Origin of the sequence: Vibrio sp. 1CM8B, from assembly GCF_023161685.1 — a bacterium.
In the GTDB taxonomy this organism is placed as follows: Bacteria; Pseudomonadota; Gammaproteobacteria; order Enterobacterales; family Vibrionaceae; genus Vibrio; species Vibrio coralliirubri.
In genome coordinates, this window is sequence record NZ_JALNTU010000002.1 from 261,636 (window position 1) to 276,988 (window position 15,353).

Annotated in this window: 15 protein-coding genes; 10 read left to right on the plus strand and 5 right to left on the minus strand. The window is 44.0% G+C overall.

Annotated elements, in window-relative coordinates; translation table 11 throughout:
* The first annotated feature begins 9 nt into the window (after positions 1 to 9).
* The gene (locus tag MSG36_RS04975; RefSeq protein ID WP_082241876.1) at positions 10 to 939 is read left to right on the plus strand and encodes a hypothetical protein; all 930 of its coding nucleotides are present in this window, start codon (positions 10 to 12) and stop codon (positions 937 to 939) included.
* A 122-nt stretch (positions 940 to 1,061) separates the two neighbouring features.
* Here the strand turns inward: MSG36_RS04975 and MSG36_RS04980 are convergent, their stop codons facing one another.
* The 3 genes from MSG36_RS04980 to MSG36_RS04990 form a co-directional block, all read right to left on the minus strand.
* Entirely contained in the window at positions 1,062 to 2,648 is a 1,587-nt protein-coding gene (locus tag MSG36_RS04980) for an AbgT family transporter (RefSeq protein WP_048606691.1), read from the minus strand.
* A gap of 387 nt (positions 2,649 to 3,035) precedes the next feature.
* Complete coding sequence (gene ykgO, locus MSG36_RS04985) at positions 3,036 to 3,161, minus strand: type B 50S ribosomal protein L36 (RefSeq protein ID WP_004734365.1); 126 nt, start codon at positions 3,159 to 3,161, stop codon at positions 3,036 to 3,038.
* Position 3,162: 1 nt separating this feature from the next.
* A complete protein-coding gene (locus MSG36_RS04990) occupies positions 3,163 to 3,423 on the minus strand; it encodes a type B 50S ribosomal protein L31 (protein WP_009847432.1) in 261 nt (86 codons plus the stop codon).
* A gap of 124 nt (positions 3,424 to 3,547) precedes the next feature.
* Here MSG36_RS04990 and tsaA point away from each other — a divergent pair, with 124 nt between their 5' ends.
* From tsaA to MSG36_RS05020, 6 genes are all read left to right on the plus strand, one after another.
* On the plus strand, positions 3,548 to 4,243 hold the full coding sequence (tsaA, locus tag MSG36_RS04995) for a tRNA (N6-threonylcarbamoyladenosine(37)-N6)-methyltransferase TrmO (RefSeq protein ID WP_248366558.1): 696 nt from the start codon (positions 3,548 to 3,550) through the stop codon (positions 4,241 to 4,243).
* Between the two features lie 101 nt (positions 4,244 to 4,344).
* On the plus strand, positions 4,345 to 6,060 hold the full coding sequence (locus tag MSG36_RS05000) for a proline--tRNA ligase (protein WP_019821597.1): 1,716 nt from the start codon (positions 4,345 to 4,347) through the stop codon (positions 6,058 to 6,060).
* 190 nt (positions 6,061 to 6,250) lie between these two features.
* Entirely contained in the window at positions 6,251 to 6,940 is a 690-nt protein-coding gene (locus tag MSG36_RS05005; RefSeq protein ID WP_050644938.1) for a tellurite resistance TerB family protein, read from the plus strand.
* A 168-nt stretch (positions 6,941 to 7,108) separates the two neighbouring features.
* Positions 7,109 to 7,312, plus strand: coding sequence for a YaeP family protein (locus MSG36_RS05010; protein WP_008222923.1), 204 nt, complete (start codon positions 7,109 to 7,111; stop codon positions 7,310 to 7,312).
* Position 7,313: 1 nt separating this feature from the next.
* On the plus strand, positions 7,314 to 7,505 hold the full coding sequence (locus MSG36_RS05015) for a DUF4250 domain-containing protein (protein ID WP_010436438.1): 192 nt from the start codon (positions 7,314 to 7,316) through the stop codon (positions 7,503 to 7,505).
* Positions 7,506 to 7,737: 232 nt separating this feature from the next.
* On the plus strand, positions 7,738 to 8,064 hold the full coding sequence (locus tag MSG36_RS05020; RefSeq protein WP_019819867.1) for a hypothetical protein: 327 nt from the start codon (positions 7,738 to 7,740) through the stop codon (positions 8,062 to 8,064).
* A 490-nt stretch (positions 8,065 to 8,554) separates the two neighbouring features.
* Here the strand turns inward: MSG36_RS05020 and glyA are convergent, their stop codons facing one another.
* Positions 8,555 to 9,805 (minus strand): serine hydroxymethyltransferase, encoded by a 1,251-nt coding sequence (gene glyA, locus MSG36_RS05025; RefSeq protein WP_048612231.1) that lies wholly within the window; start codon positions 9,803 to 9,805, stop codon positions 8,555 to 8,557.
* Between the two features lie 347 nt (positions 9,806 to 10,152).
* Between glyA and MSG36_RS05030 the strand changes: the two genes are divergently transcribed.
* From MSG36_RS05030 to MSG36_RS05040, 3 genes are all read left to right on the plus strand, one after another.
* Entirely contained in the window at positions 10,153 to 10,755 is a 603-nt protein-coding gene (locus tag MSG36_RS05030) for a YitT family protein (RefSeq protein WP_017060757.1), read from the plus strand.
* Between the two features lie 82 nt (positions 10,756 to 10,837).
* Positions 10,838 to 12,403: a winged helix-turn-helix domain-containing protein gene (locus tag MSG36_RS05035; protein WP_061038720.1), complete on the plus strand. Its 1,566-nt coding sequence runs from the start codon at positions 10,838 to 10,840 to the stop codon at positions 12,401 to 12,403.
* A gap of 102 nt (positions 12,404 to 12,505) precedes the next feature.
* Positions 12,506 to 13,414: a hypothetical protein gene (locus MSG36_RS05040; protein WP_086970706.1), complete on the plus strand. Its 909-nt coding sequence runs from the start codon at positions 12,506 to 12,508 to the stop codon at positions 13,412 to 13,414.
* Positions 13,415 to 13,558: 144 nt separating this feature from the next.
* Here MSG36_RS05040 and treC read toward each other — a convergent pair whose 3' ends face one another.
* On the minus strand, positions 13,559 to 15,244 hold the full coding sequence (gene treC / locus MSG36_RS05045; RefSeq protein WP_248366560.1) for an alpha,alpha-phosphotrehalase: 1,686 nt from the start codon (positions 15,242 to 15,244) through the stop codon (positions 13,559 to 13,561).
* Positions 15,245 to 15,353 lie beyond the last annotated feature (109 nt).

Consider the following 15,353-nt stretch of genomic DNA (forward strand, 5'->3'; position numbering starts at 1 on the left):
GAGGTCAGCATGACAAAGTTAATAACGTTAAGTGCGGTTGTCGCATTGGCTATCGGCGCAACATCAAGTTGGGCAGAAGAAAGTGCACGAGTCGATTTTCCTGATGCCGAAACACAGCAGAAGCTCAATAAGAAGTGGGAACACGCTTTACCTTTTCATGCCCAAAAGGCCATTGATCTCGGTTATGCCCTGCCTCTACCGTTTTCTCTTTCATTCATCGGTAACGCTTCTGCGCAAAATATCGAAATGTATGATTTGGGCGTTCAAGTTGGCGACGTAGATTTAGGAGACAGATACGACCTTTCGCAGGTGTCATTTGGCGATCCTGAAATCGAGAGCAAAAGCATGCAGCTGCGCGCTGCGGCTTGGGTGTTTCCCTTCCTACAAATGGGCGTGCATGTTGGGCGTTTCTCGGGTGGTACTCAATTAACAGCCGAAATACCGACCTCACTCTTTAAAGCTTGCGATAATCACCCAAGGTTGCCCACTTGCGCTAAAGAATCCGTCAGTACCCCAGAGTTTTACCCGGATGTGGAAGGCACAAACTGGGGATTTTCGATGAATATTGTCGGTCAGGTTGGGGATTTCACTTATGTACTTCCGGCCAGTATGACGCACTCTCGCACCGACGATGAGCGTACCAATACCAAAACCATGCTGTTCAGCCCTCGAGTTGGCCAACTAATTCAAACTGAAAACTGGGGTAACATTTTCCCCTATGTGGGTGCCGCTTACATGCACAGCGAAGGGTTAACGCAAGAAAACAACGCGTTAGGTGTAGACGGGTTGTCGTATCAATTATCTCAACAAAGCGCAGAAGACTACTCTGCGATAATCGGAGCAAATTGGAATATCACAAAAACTTACGGAGCAAACCTTGAATTCATTGGTGGCCCGGGCAGAAAAATCGTCAATGTCATCATGACCTATTCCTACTAGTTCCCGGCGGCATAACGAAAAAAAACCTGCGATAAACGCAGGTTTTTTTGTTCTCTATAAGAGAGCTATCTGTCAGCAAGATTTGTCTATAGGAACAAGTCATCTACAGACAAATCTAAAGACTAAGGCGTGTAGTACGTTGCCGCACCTGGACCTACTGGTAGGCCAAATACGAATACCCAAACGTAGAACATTAAGCTCCAACCAACCAAGAATACGATTGAATATGGAAGCATAGTTGCAATCAGAGTACCGATACCTAGGTTCTTCATGTAACGCGTCGCGACAGCAAGGATAAGACCGAAGTAGCTCATCATTGGCGTAATGATGTTGGTTGTTGAATCACCGATACGGTAAGCCGCTTGAATCGTTTCAGGCGCGTAACCTACTAGCATTAGCATTGGAACGAAGATTGGCGCTGTTACTGCCCACTGAGCAGAAGCTGAACCGATCATCAGGTTAATGAAGCCACACATTAGGATGAATGCGAAGAACAACATTGGACCCGTTAGGCCGATATCTTGTAGGAAAGTAGCACCTGCAACTGCGAATACTTGACCGAAGTTAGTCCACTTGAAGAAAGCAACAAACTGAGCAGCGAAGAACACAAGTACAATGTACATGCCCATTGAAGACATAGACTTAGACATTGCATTGATTACATCACGGTCTGTTTTCATTGTGCCGGTAACTTTACCGTAAACAAAACCAGGAACTGCGAAGAATACGAAGATGAACGCTACGATACTTTTCAGGAATGGAGAACCTGAAACCGTACCTGCTGCTGAACGTAGAACACCATCAGCTGGAACAATCGTCCAAGCAAGAAGCGCTGAAACCGCTAGCACTGCGATACCCGCAAGCTTAAGGCCTTTCTTCTCAACGTCTGTTAGCTTGCCCATTGAATCATTTGATAAATCTTCAGACGCTTCTTCGTCATTGTATTTACCCAGTTTTGGTTCAACAATCTTCTCAGTTACAAATGCACCTGTAATCGCGATGAAGAAAGTAGAAACAAACATGAAGTACCAGTTTGATTCAGGACCAACGCTGTAAGTCGGGTCGATCATTTGTGCTGCTGTTTCTGTGATACCAGAAAGCAGTGGGTCAACCGTACCGATTAGAAGGTTTGCAGAGTAACCACCAGATACACCAGCAAATGCTGCCGCTAGACCTGCTAATGGGTGACGACCCAAAGAGTGGAAAAGCATTGCTGCAAGCGGGATAAGTACTACATAACCAAGCTCTGAAGCCGTGTTAGAGATAATACCGGCAAAAACTACGGTTACCGTAACCATGCGCTTAGATGCGCCCATTACCATGCCACGCATCGCCGCAGATAATAGACCTGAGTGCTCAGCAATCGCTACACCTAGCATTGCAACAAGCACGGTACCTAATGGCGCAAAGCCAACAAAGTTTGTCACTAGATTAGTAACAATGAGCTGTAAGCCTTCAGCATTAAGTAAGCTTACAACGTAGATCATGCCGTCAGCAGCACGACCTGGAGCACCTTCTGGACGAGGGTCCATAACAGACACATCAAAATATCCTGCGATACCTGAAGTAACTAGAATAGCGACACAGAAGATTGCGAAAAGAGTGATCGGGTGGGGTAATAGGTTCCCCAAATATTCAACACCATCGAGAAAACGGGTAAAAATAGGTTTCTTTGGCGAGTTGTTTTTTATTGAAGCTGATGAACTCATCAGTTCCCTCCTTGTAGTGATTCCTATGCAATTGTGACAAAAATGTTCAAATTGCCAGCGAAGGGTACGCGACAAAATTATCAATTAGAAATTCAAAATGTTACAAAATGTGTAACAAACGACGATTTTTAACTCTATTTGAACAATTAATTAGCAAATAAATCTACATTAAATACAAAATCTAGATTTATAATTCACAAATACACATTCACTACAAATATAACTGATAATATAACCCATTGATTCACTTGAAAATAAAACACGCCATACTCTAAGTTAATACGCAATATTCTGTCAGGTTCTTCTCGAGGGAAAAGAAAAACAGACAAATGAATGAAGTTTGACTTTCCCCTCGTTTTTACACTCGCGTCACATCAATTTGACTGACTATTTCTGAACCGCTTTGAATCTCGGATTGGTTTTGCAGATAACATAATGACGACCTCTGCGCTTTACTATCTGGCAATCAGGATGGCGACTTTTCGCACTTTTAAGTGATTTCACAACTTTCATTCTATTTCGCTCCCTTACCTAATTGACCAAAACGACGAGTGAAGTTCGCAACACGTCCTTCTTTATGTAGCACTCGTTGTTTACCCGTATAGAAAGGATGCGACTTTGACGACACCTCAATCGTGAAGTAAGGATAAGTATTGCCGTCTTCCCATTCGATAGTACGGTCTGTTTTTAGCGTTGAGCCGATTAAGAAGTACTCATCGACACTGGTGTCATGAAAAACCACGGGACGGTAATCTGGATGGATATTCGGTTTCATTGTATTTCCCTTAAACAACTAATTTGATATGTTATAACATTTCAAATGATAATTATTATCAAAAGAAAAACAAGCGATTTTATGATATTTTTCCGTCTTAATCGTAATCAGAGAACACCCAACTATGTACACCATTGAACCTGTTGGCTTTATTGAGTCTCCTTATAAAGAGAAGTTCGCTGTGCCAAGACAGCCTAGGTTGGTACCCACATCCATCTCAAGAGTCAGGTTGGTTGATGCAGCAAACTGCCTTGAGTCTGTTCGTGATATCGAGCAATTTAGCCATGTTTGGTTACTATTTCTGTTCGACAAGAACCTTGAAGCAGGCTGGAAACCAACTGTGAGGCCACCTCGCCTTGGCGGGAATGAACGTATTGGTGTATTCGCGTCTCGTGCCACATTCAGACCGAATGGAATTGGCATGTCTGCGGTTGAACTAAAAGGTGTGTCTCAAGAAAAAGGACAAACTTGGTTGGATCTCGGCAGCGTCGACTTAGTAGACGGTACACCGATCATCGACATCAAGCCTTATATCCCCTACTCAGATTCGATTCCGGATGCATTGGGAGGGTTCGCCGCCGACGAACCAGAGGTGCTCGACGTTAACTTTTCGCAGCAAGCGCAAAGTAAGCTCGCAAGCCATCCACAAGCGCGCCATATCATTCAGGTGATCAAAGAAGTATTAGGCCAAGACCCTCGCCCTGCCTATAAGAAAGGTAAGCCTGACAACAAAGAATATGCGGTAAATTTGTTCGATCTTAACGTGAAATTCGTGGTTGAAACGCTTTTCATCAATGTAACTGACATTGAACGCTTTTGAGATCCCAAATAGGCTGATATTATATGCGGCTATATCAGATTTGCTGTGGTCACGAACGACAGCAAGTTTTCTTTTATCAATGATGAAACGGATACCATAGAATGCGTACCAGTAACTACCTTCTTTCTACTCTGAAAGAGACTCCAAACGACGCAGAAGTTATCAGCCACCAGCTGATGCTACGTGCAGGTATGATCCGTAAGCTAGCTTCAGGTTTATATACTTGGCTACCTACTGGTCTACGTGTACTGCGTAAAGTCGAAAATATCGTTCGCCAAGAGATCGATAATGCAGGTGCCGTTGAAATCTTGATGCCCGTAGTTCAACCGTTTGAGCTTTGGGAAGAGACTGGCCGTTCTGAAAAGATGGGTCCTGAGCTACTTCGTTTCACAGACCGTCACTCTCGCCCGTTTGTTCTTAGCCCAACAGCTGAAGAAGTGGTAACGAGCCTAGTACGTAACGAGATCAGCTCTTACAAACAGCTACCTCTAAACTTGTACCAAATCCAGACTAAATTCCGTGATGAGCGCCGCCCTCGTTTTGGCGTAATGCGTGCACGTGAATTCTCTATGATGGATGCGTACAGCTTTGATATCGATAAAGAAGGCTTAGAAAAGTCTTACCAAGCGATGCACGATGCTTACTGTAAAGCATTCGACCGCATGGGCCTTGAATACCGTCCAGTATTGGCAGACTCTGGCGCAATCGGCGGCAGCGGCTCTCAAGAATTCCACGTTCTTGCTGAAAGCGGCGAAGACCTAATCGCATTCTCTTCAGAATCTGATTATGCAGCGAACATCGAGAAAGCAGAAGCACTAGCTCCAACGACTGAAGCGGCAGCGCCAACTCAAGAGATGGAACTGGTTGATACGCCAAACGCAAAAACAATCGCAGAATTGGTAGAGCAACACGGTCTAGCAATCGAGAAGACTGTTAAGACTCTATTCGTTAAAGCTTCTGATGAAGTAGACGCTGATATCATCGCGCTAATCATCCGTGGCGACCACGAACTGAACGAAGTGAAAGCAGAGAACCTTCCACAGGTTGCTTCTCCACTAGAGATGGCTTCTGAAGAAGAAATCCGTGCACTTGTTGGTGCTGGTCCTGGTTCACTTGGCCCTGTTGGTCTAGAGCTACCATTCATCGTTGACCGTTCTGTTGCTGTAATGAGTGACTTCGGCGCTGGCGCAAACGTAGACGGTAAGCACTACTTCGGCATCAACTGGGGTCGTGACGTTGAGCTTGCTCAAGTTGAAGACCTACGCAACGTTGTTGAAGGCGACCTTAGCCCATGTGGTCAAGGTACTATTCAGCTTAAGCGTGGTATCGAAGTTGGTCACATCTTCCAACTAGGTAATACTTACTCTAAAGCAATGAACTGTAACGTGCTTGGTCCTGATGGTAAGAGCGTAATCCTAGAAATGGGTTGTTACGGTATCGGTGTTTCACGTGTTGTTGCATCTGCTATCGAGCAAAACCACGATAAATTTGGTATCACTTGGCCAGACGCACTAGCACCATTCCAAGTTGCTATCGTACCAATGAACATGCACAAATCTGAGCGTGTTAAAGAAGCAGCTGAGAAGCTATACGCTGAATTAACGGCTATGGGTATCGAAGTTTTATTCGATGACCGTAAAGAGCGCCCAGGTGTTATGTTTAAAGATATCGAGCTAGTGGGTATCCCTCACACTATCGTTATCGGCGATCGCAGCATGGACGAAGGCAACTTCGAATACAAAAACCGTCGTACTGGTGATAAAGAAGCTATCGCAATGGACACGGTTATCGAGCACCTTAAGGCTCAACTAGCTTAGTAATCCGATTACTGACTAGATAAACATTGAAAGGCTACCATCAGGTGGCCTTTTTTGTGCCTGTCGTTTCCCTTCAAACTCCCTTCTATTTATCAGTAGAGTAAATAACGTAAGTTAATCCCCTGTTCATCTTCAAATCCGTATATTGGTCTCATCAACTTTTTGGACATGCTCACCATTGGAGGTATCGATGGATATCAAAAGCTTACTGAACCAAGCCCTTAAATCAGATCTCGTTAAACAAGGCACTCAGAAACTTTCACAAGGGTCTTCAAGTTTAAGTAGCCTTTCTCAAGGCAGCAATGGCAAGAGTAGCAGTAAAAATACGCTCGGAGCCTTCGGTGCAGGCGCAGTTGGCGGCGGACTGTTAGGTGCGTTAATGGGCTCTAAGAAAACCAAGAAAATGGGTAAGAAAGCCGCTGGCATTGGTGGCGCAGCAGCACTTGGTGCTCTTGCTTACAAGGTCTATAACGACTACCAGTCTAAACAAGGCCAAACACCGAATGCCGAACAAGCTCAATTTGATGAGAACGACTCAAACCATAGCGTGCTGATTCTCAGATCGATGATTGCAGCGTCCAAAGCGGATGGTCATGTTGATGAAGAAGAGATGGCTAAGATCGAACAAGCCGTTGAAAATATGGGTGCCGATTATCAACTGACGAAATTGGTCTCTGAAGAGCTGCACAAACCGCTCGATCCAAGCGAAATCGCTCAGCTCGCGACCTCACCTCAACAAGCGAGTGAGATCTATTTAGCGTCTTTGATTGTAGCGGATGAACAAAATTTCATGGAGAAGGCCTACCTCAAAGAGTTAGCCAAGCAACTCAACCTTGCTGATGAAGTTACTTATCAACTTGAACAGAAAATCTCTGGTTAAGCCGTCAATATCCGGCTAATCGGCAAGCTAGCAAAGTGATACATTGAACATCAACAGAATGAGATATTGAGCAAGAACAAACTAACTCTGAACTTAATCAGATCCACTTTGTTTTTGCTTATCTCTATGTGTATATTGAGATCAGTTATCATTTGGTTAGGTATAAAAATGAAAGTATACGATTGTTGTGATTTGGTGCGTGAACTGTATTCTCAAATTGGCAGTGGCGACCAAGGCTATATCCCTAAAGCGATCACCTGCGCGGTAAAAACATTGAACGACCTTGCTGCAGATGAATCTCTTCCTAAAGAAGCGCGTGAGCGTGCAGCATTTGCCGCTGCAAACCTGCTGATCTCAGATTTCGAGGACTAATATGAACCTCGCTAATTTTGAAAAAATGGATCCTGTAATGTTGATGAGTATCGTCAACATGAAGCTACGTGACGACTTCGGTGGTGATTTGGATCGAGTGGTCAACTTCTACGAGATCGACAAGGCAGCATTGATCGCTAAACTTGCGTCTGCTGGTTTTGAATTCCTTCCAGAAGCCAAACAGTTTCGATAGTCATTTAGAACATGCTTGATTTTGAAAGGCCAACCTCAGTGTTGGTCTTTTTTATTGGTGATACGTATTGGATAAACATGTAGTTAGCCAGTTATAAATTATCTGTCTACATCTATACTTTTATATCTTAGAGTCAACGAACGCTCCTTGAACCAAAGCGTATTGTTGTATAGGCTACCTAAAATAGCATATAAAACTCATCACCAAATCTGATGATAGCGAAGGATTAACAATGAAAAGACTCGGACTTTTGGCAGTTTTCGCTGCAACACTGACTGCAGGTTGCGCTTCAAATACACAGCAAGACAATTTTCGTGAAGCCTCTTTTGAGCTGTGTAACACCGAAGTCGATATTTACTCAGTAAGCCATGATGAAAGAGTGCGTATTGTCTGCTCTGATGGCTCTAAATTCGCTTTAAATAACGAAGACACGCTAGAAGTGATGCGTGATATCAATATCGATTACTGTGACGGCGAAGGCTTAGGTAAATTCAACGAGAGCCGCCATTATTACTCATTCAAGTGTAAATCTGGCACCCTGCTTAGCATCAGAAAGTAAAACCAACATAAGAAAACCACAAAGGGTTGATGTGCAAACATCAGCCCTTTTTAGTACCCGCAATAACCAATCTTCAAAGACAAAAAAGGCCCCAATAAAGAAGCTTCTAATATCGTCATTTTTCAAAGTAGTCGTTTGAAATTCTAGGAGAGCACGCGGAGCTTACGGATGTAAGTCAGCATGCTCGACAACGACTTTATTACTTACGAATACAAAAAAGGCCCCAACAGGGACCTTTTAAACACTTTTTCAAAGTAGATGAGCGAAGTTCAAGGAGCTCACACGGAGTTTGCGCTAACAAATGACTATGTGCGACACAGAAATCCGTTTGCTCTCTGAGAGTTACCAGACAATAAAAAAGGCTCCCAACAGGAGCCTTCAAATTCATCGTTTTTCAAAGTAGTCGTTTGAAATTCTAGGAGAGCACGCGGAGCTTACGGATGTAAGTGAGCATGCTCGACAACGAAGTTCAAATTACTACGCAGAAAAATTATGCGTAAACAGGTAGACGCTTACAGATCTCTAGTACTTTTGCTTTCGTTGCTTCGATAACAGACTCGTCGCCCATGTTATCTAGGATGTCACAGATCCAACCTGCTAGCTCTTTCGCGTCGGCTTCTGAGAAACCGCGACGAGTGATAGAAGGAGAACCGATACGGATACCTGAAGTAACGAACGGGCTACGTGGGTCGTTTGGTACTGAGTTCTTGTTCACAGTGATGTTCGCTGCACCTAGTGCTGCATCTGCTTCTTTACCTGTGATGTCTTTGTCGATTAGGTCAACTAGGAACAGGTGGTTCTCTGTAGAACCTGAAACTATGTTGTAACCGCGTGCTAGGAATTCAGCAACCATTGCTTTTGCGTTAGCAACTACGCGAGCTTGGTATTCTTTGAACTCTGGCTCTAGAGCTTCTTTGAACGCTACTGCTTTACCAGCGATAACGTGCATTAGAGGACCACCTTGGCCGCCTGGGAATACTGCTGAGTTTAGTTTCTTGTAAAGATCTTCGCCTTCGTTAGAAAGGATAAGACCGCCACGAGGACCAGCAAGCGTTTTGTGCGTTGTCGTTGTTACAACGTGAGCATGTGGAACTGGGTTCGGGTAAACGCCTGCAGCGATTAGACCAGCAACGTGAGCCATATCTACGAAGAAGTAAGCACCTACTTTGTCAGCGATTTCACGCATGCGCTTCCAATCACAAACTTGAGAGTAAGCTGAGAAACCACCGATGATCATCTTAGGTTTGTGCTCGATAGCTAGCGCTTCCATCTCTTCGTAATCGATTTGACCTGCTTCATCGATACCGTAAGGAATGATGTTGTACAGCTTACCAGAGAAGTTTACTGGAGAACCGTGAGTTAGGTGACCACCGTGCGCAAGGCTCATACCTAGAACAGTATCGCCAGCGTTCAGCAGTGCCATGTATACAGCGTTGTTTGCTTGAGAACCTGAGTGAGGTTGTACGTTTGCGTATTGAGCGCCAAACAGTTCACATGCACGTTCGATTGCTAGAGTTTCAACTTTATCTACGTACTCACAACCACCGTAGTAACGCTTACCTGGGTAGCCTTCAGCGTATTTGTTTGTAAGTTGAGAACCTTGAGCTTCCATTACACGTGGGCTTGTGTAGTTTTCTGAAGCGATAAGTTCGATGTGCTCTTCCTGACGAAGAGTTTCTTCTTGGATAGCTGCGAATAGATCCGCATCGTAATCAGCAATGTTCATGTCACGCTTAAGCATCTGTATCTCCTGACTCAGATTGTACTGAAAGTTTCAAAAAAACCACACAACGACCGAAAGCAAACGTTTCCGTCACCGTTTTGATGTGACGCATTCTACATAATTTGATCTAGGTCATAAAGAGCTAATTGCAATTTTATCATGCAGTTTTTTCATAATCACATATAAGATTCATCATGGTTATTTAGCTTATCCAACCAAAGATGACGCTTACTGTCAATTTTACGCTTTACACCCTGTAAAACGCAGATTACATAGGTTTACCTTAATTTTGCACCTCAAGCTACCGAAAGCTAAGGTTTTTCTCTACTATGCACGCCTTTATTGGTTAGGTAATTATAAAAACGATGGAAAAACACTCACGTAAAGAAGATTGGGTAGCGATTCTCACTGGCACGTTTTTAGTGGCGTTAGGCGTCTTCTTTTTACAGTCAGCGAACCTGCTTACCGGTGGTACTACTGGCTTGGCCCTGCTTTTGAGTCAATTTTTGCCTGTAACCTTTGGTATTTTGTACTTTGTTGCCAATTGTCCATTCTATTTATTAGCATGGAAACGATTCGGCCGCAGCTTTGCTATTAGCAGTGCGATTTCTGGTGCTTTAGTATCTGTGTTTGCCGATCATTTATACTTAGTTATCTCGCTAGAAGTTCATAACGAGATCTATTGTGCTGTTGCCGGCGGCTTATTAATGGGCTTAGGTATGCTAATCCTATTCCGTCACCGCTCAAGTCTTGGTGGCTTCAACGTACTGTGCTTGTTTATCCAAGACCGCTACGGTATCTCGGTAGGTAAAACACAAATGGGTATTGATGCGTGTATTCTGTTTGCATCGTTCTTCTTCGTGTCACCTTGGGTAATTGCCGTATCTGTATTAGGCACCGCAGTATTAAACATCGTATTGGCAATGAACCACAAACCAACTCGCTACTCGGTGAATTACGCGTCTTAATACCAATCACCCTGTGAATTACTAGCTGTTTTTAATCACAAAAACAGCTAGAATTTAGGTTTTATAAACCGTCGCCTTTTCTATGCAAGATTACCTCTCTAGCGCCAAAGACCAACAAGCCTCTATTTATATTGAAGGCTTGGAATTCAACCCCAATACACGAGTCTTAAGCTGCGACGAGCAGATCATCGATTTAGAACCTCGTTCTATTGAATTACTCGAACTGTTTCTGACTAGCGTGGGTGAACCGCTCGCTGCTGAGCACATCATTGAATCTGTATGGCAAAGTAACTTCATTTCTAAAAATGTTCTGACAAACCGAATCAGTACCTTACGTTCAGTACTTCAAAAACACCTACCAGATAGCGACGCGACCAAAATACTGGTGACTTATCCACGCAAGGGCTACTTCCTTAATCCAAGCTCGGTTAGCTTTGCCGCGAGTTCCCCAGATACCGAAGCAGATGATACCGCCATAGAATCTCCAACCAGTCAAAAAGGATTTACCTCCAATCCGGTTAATCCTTGGCTTGTTGTGGTGTCTTTGGTTTTGCTGATCAGCACAGCGGTAATGGGTTATATGCTTTGGCAATCTTCGACTCGTGCTTCCGAAGTCGAACGCGACCAACGATTGATTCCTAAGGTCGAACTTCTTCTGAATCGATTGGATGCCATTGGCGATAATTCCAGAAAATACCGAAAAGTCGTAAAAGCATTAATACTTCAACAGCAGATTGAATACGCCTACACCGATCTTGCTAACCAAGATGCGCCAAGCTACTTCCTTGACCCTATAGATAGCTCTCCCTTCTTTCCGGGCGCCAAGAACATGCGTACCAGTGATTACCTGCTTAACATTCAGTTGAAGGATCAAGAAGTAGATAAGCGCCTTGTCGCTAAAATAAGCCTGATTTACCCAAACTCAGGGAAGCTGGCATTTGGTGGGGTTTACTCTATTGATGTTAATAACATCAGCAGCAGCGTTATGGAGATCAACCGAGAGTTGGCTAACTACTTTGCTCTGCCCGCACCATTGTCGCCAGAATGGTCAGTCGATAATACCGAAGTCAGCGAATTGCTGAGTGGAAAAACCATCACGTTCGATGGCATCAAGCTCAACACCATGACGTCTACTCTGATTGCACGACAACTTGCTCTATTTGAAACGGATCAGAAGAAGCTCATTGCGTTCACCAATCTTGTTCAAACTCGATTTAAGTTACTACCGGACGAACTCAAACTGTGGGTTGGTATCATTCATTTCAAACTGAGAGACCTGCAAACCGCAAAAGAACTTCTGACCAATACCTCAGGAAACTCTACGATCGAAAATGCGTTGGTTTATATGATGGTTTCTCACATTGCTTATAAGCAAGGCAACATGGAGAAGTTCCGCCTCAACTACATGGAGTCTCTGGTTGCGTTATTAAGAGTGGTTCCATCCGAAGACCTATTCGCTCGGCTATCTAAACCGGAATCCAAATCGACCTGCCTACAACCTTGGAAGAGCTTAAAGCTAAGCGTTAAAGAGCCTTTAATCATAAAGCAGTGGGAAAAATTAATGCTTAACTACTGCACCGCTGTCGGGCAACAGTTCTCAAAGGACAAAGAAAAACCCTTTAAAATAAATAACTTAAATATAAATTAAGATCTTATGTGACTTCGTTTTTTGCCCTATTTACTCCTCAAACAATAGCATTCCTAAAAACATCGAGCCCACCAAGGGCTCCCAACTTTAGGAATGTTCAACATGAAAAAAACAATGACGCTACTAGCGACCTCTCTCTTTGCTCTCTATGGTTGTGGCGGCGGAGGCGGCTCTTCTTCTGGTTCTACAGACGGTAATAAAGGTCCAAGCAGTCAGGTTGATTACCCTATTGCGAGCTCTGCATTTTCCCCTAAACCAGAAACAACATTGGGCTACTCATTTACCAAAGATGGTGAGACTGAAGGCGTAATGACAATGAACTTCACTCCTTTAAGCGGTGAGCTCATTATTGCAGGGTTAGAAGAGGAGGCTGGCAATGAAGCGGTCGTTCAAGTTATCAATGACCTGATCAATTACGGCATCACCGAATTTTATGTTTCTGAAGACATCATGACAAATGTTGAAGGTACACAAGAAGACGGCAGCATTTATTTTGCAGGCCCTGACCGCGGTCTACATGAAATCACCAATGCTTACTTTATTGGTAGCCAATACATCACAACCGTAATGCGCAGCAGCCCTCTTTTCCGTTTGAAAGGAACTGACGTAAAAGAGAGTAACCCAATCATTGATATCAGTGAGGAAACCGTTTCATTGCAAGTGACGTTAGATGGCGAAGCAGTCGCTAACATGCTGAATGACTTTGAAGACAACTCGTGGGTATCAAGCCTGCGAACTGATGCGTCATGCCAAGTGACTTGGCAGCAAGAAATCAATGAAACAGGTGTACGTAAAAGCTTCACTGTTTCGGGTAAATCCATCGAAGCTGCGAATCTTACGGAGAAAAACACCTACTACATCAACTGTGAAGGTATGGATTCAACACAATTTGGCACATCATCAGAGCGCTGGTTCAACCCTAGCATCGGTTTGATTGAACAGATTGAATTGATGTCTGTAGAGCAATCTACGATCGAAGAATCAGCAGCGGTACTGACCTCGATTAGCTAGCCCTGACTTAGATTCACTGAACCTGAGCGTAACGGCTAACTACCCACAAACAATAAAAAAGGCTTTGGGGAGCACTCCAAAGCCTTTGTAAAAGCCTAATTCTTTAAGGGGAATCAGAATTAGGCTTATTGAAATGAAACAAGGTTAACCTTCAATCAAGAGAATACGAGTCTCGTAAGGACGTAACACTTGATGATGTAATGCGACTGAAGTGTTCTCTTGTTGATAGTTAGACAACAAACTCTTCGCCTTAGTCATATCAAAACGTTCCGGTAAAACGCATTCCGCCTCTTCGCCATAATAGTTGTTAATACACAGCAAAGTTTGACCTTCGTTCTGACGTGCATACGCAAAAATGGATGAGTGTTCAGGCAGTAGATCTTGATAACTGCCATCCGTAATCACTGGTACTTGTTTACGTAACTCAATCAAGCTCTTATAGAAATAGAAAACAGAGTCTTTGTCTTCAAGCGCTTGCTCAGCGTTAATCTCAGAGTAATTATTCGCTACATCAAGCCATGGCTGAGCTTGTGAGAATCCTGCGTAAGGCTCACTGTTCCACTGCATTGGTGTACGAGAGTTATCACGAGACTTCTGCGCCAAAATCGCCATCATATCTTGATGCGCCACACCATCACGGTTGACCATGATGTCGTACATATTGGTACTCTCAACATCACGATACTGGCTAATTTCAGTGTAGCCAGGGTTGGTCATGCCAATCTCTTCACCTTGATAGATATAAGGTGTGCCTTGCATCATGTGGACAGAAGCGGCGAGCATCTTGGCTGATTCAACGCGATATTGCTGATCGTTACCTAAGCGGCTCACCACTCTTGGTTGGTCATGGTTACACCAGAATAGTGCGCCCCACCCTTTGCCATTCAATCCTGTTTGCCAGTGATTGAAGATCGATTTGAGCTGTAAGAAGTCAAACGGAGCATTAGTCCACTTCTCACCATTGGTGTAATCAACCTTAAGGTGGTGGAAGTTAAACACCATTGATAGCTCGCTGTTATCAACGTTTGAATATTGCTGACAATGCTCCAACGTTGTTGAAGACATCTCACCTACGGTCACGCTGTCGTATTTCTGGAATACTGCTTCGCTGATCTCTTTCAGGTATTCGTGCACACGTGGGCCATCGGTATAGAAACGACGACCATCACCGATATCATCGTTAGGGAAATCTTGCTGCTTCGAAATCAGGTTGATCACATCCAAGCGGAAACCATCAACGCCCTTCTCTGCCCAAAAGCTGATAACGTCTTTCACTTCTTCACGTACAACCGGGTTCTCCCAGTTGAGGTCAGCCTGTTCTTTGGCGAACAGGTGTAGGAAGTATTGCCCAGTCGCCTCATCTAGTTCCCACGCATTACCACCGAACTTAGACTGCCAGTTAGTTGGTGCTTGGCCATCTACGGGATCTTTCCAGATATAGTAATCGCGGTACGGGCTGTTTTTGTCGCCCAAAGCAGATTGAAACCATGCATGCTCTGTCGAGGTATGGTTTACCACGATATCCATCACGATACGGATACCACGTTGGTGCGCTTCAGACAGCAATAAGTCGAAGTCTTCCATAGTGCCGAATTGAGGATTAATCGCGTAGTAGTCTGAGATATCGTAACCATTATCGATCATAGGAGATGCGTAAACCGGGGTTAGCCAAATCGCATCGACACTCAAATGTTTGAGGTAATCCAGTTTCGAAATGATCCCTTTGATGTCGCCAGTACCTTTACTGCCACTGTCGCAGAAGCTCTTTGGGTAGATTTGATAGATGGTTGCGGTTTTCCACCAGCTTTCATCATGTTCAGTCATCGCCATCTCTAACACTCACTTACCAGAAAATATAAAATAAAAATCACCATGCAAATCATGGTCGAATAGGAGTCATTCCTAAGAGAAAAAGCGATAACTCACATTGGAGTCATCG

What these genes read in the sequence shown, in the direction of transcription:
- MSG36_RS04975 (WP_082241876.1), top strand. Translation starts at nt 10, where the DNA reads ATGACAAAGTTAATAACGTTAAGTGCGGTTGTCGCATTGGCTATCGGC.
- MSG36_RS04980 (WP_048606691.1), bottom strand. Translation starts at nt 2,648, where the DNA reads ATGAGTTCATCAGCTTCAATAAAAAACAACTCGCCAAAGAAACCTATT.
- ykgO (WP_004734365.1), bottom strand. Translation starts at nt 3,161, where the DNA reads ATGAAAGTTGTGAAATCACTTAAAAGTGCGAAAAGTCGCCATCCTGAT.
- MSG36_RS04990 (WP_009847432.1), bottom strand. Translation starts at nt 3,423, where the DNA reads ATGAAACCGAATATCCATCCAGATTACCGTCCCGTGGTTTTTCATGAC.
- tsaA (WP_248366558.1), top strand. Translation starts at nt 3,548, where the DNA reads ATGTACACCATTGAACCTGTTGGCTTTATTGAGTCTCCTTATAAAGAG.
- MSG36_RS05000 (WP_019821597.1), top strand. Translation starts at nt 4,345, where the DNA reads ATGCGTACCAGTAACTACCTTCTTTCTACTCTGAAAGAGACTCCAAAC.
- MSG36_RS05005 (WP_050644938.1), top strand. Translation starts at nt 6,251, where the DNA reads ATGGATATCAAAAGCTTACTGAACCAAGCCCTTAAATCAGATCTCGTT.
- MSG36_RS05010 (WP_008222923.1), top strand. Translation starts at nt 7,109, where the DNA reads ATGAAAGTATACGATTGTTGTGATTTGGTGCGTGAACTGTATTCTCAA.
- MSG36_RS05015 (WP_010436438.1), top strand. Translation starts at nt 7,314, where the DNA reads ATGAACCTCGCTAATTTTGAAAAAATGGATCCTGTAATGTTGATGAGT.
- MSG36_RS05020 (WP_019819867.1), top strand. Translation starts at nt 7,738, where the DNA reads ATGAAAAGACTCGGACTTTTGGCAGTTTTCGCTGCAACACTGACTGCA.
- glyA (WP_048612231.1), bottom strand. Translation starts at nt 9,805, where the DNA reads ATGCTTAAGCGTGACATGAACATTGCTGATTACGATGCGGATCTATTC.
- MSG36_RS05030 (WP_017060757.1), top strand. Translation starts at nt 10,153, where the DNA reads ATGGAAAAACACTCACGTAAAGAAGATTGGGTAGCGATTCTCACTGGC.
- MSG36_RS05035 (WP_061038720.1), top strand. Translation starts at nt 10,838, where the DNA reads ATGCAAGATTACCTCTCTAGCGCCAAAGACCAACAAGCCTCTATTTAT.
- MSG36_RS05040 (WP_086970706.1), top strand. Translation starts at nt 12,506, where the DNA reads ATGAAAAAAACAATGACGCTACTAGCGACCTCTCTCTTTGCTCTCTAT.
- treC (WP_248366560.1), bottom strand. Translation starts at nt 15,244, where the DNA reads ATGGCGATGACTGAACATGATGAAAGCTGGTGGAAAACCGCAACCATC.